This is a genomic window from Silvimonas sp. (assembly GCF_031291215.1).
Classification (GTDB): domain Bacteria; phylum Pseudomonadota; class Gammaproteobacteria; order Burkholderiales; family Chitinibacteraceae; genus Silvimonas; species Silvimonas soli.
The window spans coordinates 1-1,203 of the sequence record NZ_JARLJK010000102.1 but is presented as its reverse complement, the minus strand read 5'-3'; the positions used below and the strand labels follow the sequence as shown (position 1 = coordinate 1,203).

At 58.5% G+C, this 1,203-nt stretch carries 1 protein-coding gene; it reads right to left on the bottom strand.

All coding sequences use genetic code 11. The annotated features are described in order from the left end of the window. The coding region (locus P4L78_RS10680) for a hypothetical protein (protein WP_309328052.1) at nt 1-963 on the bottom strand (963 nt) is incomplete at its 3' end. Between the last annotated feature and the right edge of the window lie 240 nt (nt 964-1,203).

The window sequence follows — 1,203 nt, the reverse complement described above, 5'->3', positions numbered from 1 at the left end:
GAGTACGACAGCCAGTGAGACAGCCTCAGCATCAGCATCCAGTGGCAAGTCAGGATCAGGAAGTGAATCGAGCTCAGTGTCGGAATCAATGTCGCAGTCAGCCAGTGTGAGCAGCAGCGGCAGCGTGACCAGCACCGCATCCGCAACAAACACAGGCACAGCAAGTGACAGCGCCAGAGTCACTAGCAGTGTGAGTGAGACAAGCAGTGACAGCACAAGCGCGTCAGTGACGGCATCAGCCAGTGACAGTGCAGCAGTGTCATTGACAATGAGCGTGACGAGGACGGGGACAGAGTCAAGCGCGGCCAGCGGCAGTGCGAGTGTGACGTCATCCGGGTCTGTGACAGCGACGTGGACGGGATCGGCTTCGGCATCCGATTCTGTTGGTGCCACGGCGACGGCGACATCGACGGCGACAGGTAGTGGAAGTGCTACAGGGTCGGGCAGTGCGAGTGAATCTGTGACGTTGACGGCCACAAGAAGTGAGAGTGTGACAGTGACAGGGAGCGAGAGCCCAACAGAGTCAAGGATGACGAGTGAGAGTGTGAGTGTGAGTGTGACCAGCAGTGTGAGCGTGAGTGAGAGTGAGAGTAGGAGTGGCACAGCGAGTGTGTCACAGTCAGTGTCGCTGTCGTCAGCATCGTCAGCATCGGTATCCGTTTCGGAGAGTGGGAGCAGCTCTGAGTCACGGAGTGGAGCGTCTAGCGCAAGCCAAACAGTGTCATCGACGATGAGTGAGACAGAAACGAGTACAAGCAGTGCGAGTGGTTCAGTCGCAGTCGCAGTCTCAGCCTCGGTTTCGGTCAGCAGCAGTGGGAGTGGATCAGGATCAGAGTCTGTGTCCGAGTCTGCGTCTTCTGCTGGCAGTGGCAGTGGCAGTGGCAGTGGCAGTGGCAGTGGCAGTGTCAGTGTCAGTGTCAGTGCCAACACGAGTGTGTCTCCATCATCCTCCAGCAGCGACACGGCATCACAATCGTGGACAGTGACAAGTGCCGCTTCGGCATCTGTGAGCCACAGCCCAAGCGACAGTGCGAGTGTGTCATGGACTCAGTCATCGTCAGACACAGCTACAGGTACAAGCTCAGAATCGGGCAGCGCGACTGGCAGCGGCAGCGGGTCGTCCACCTTGGGCACATCAGCCACTGGCACAGCGTCAGAGTCAGCCTCGCAGTCAGAGTCTGTGACGGTGACGGTGTCTGGCTC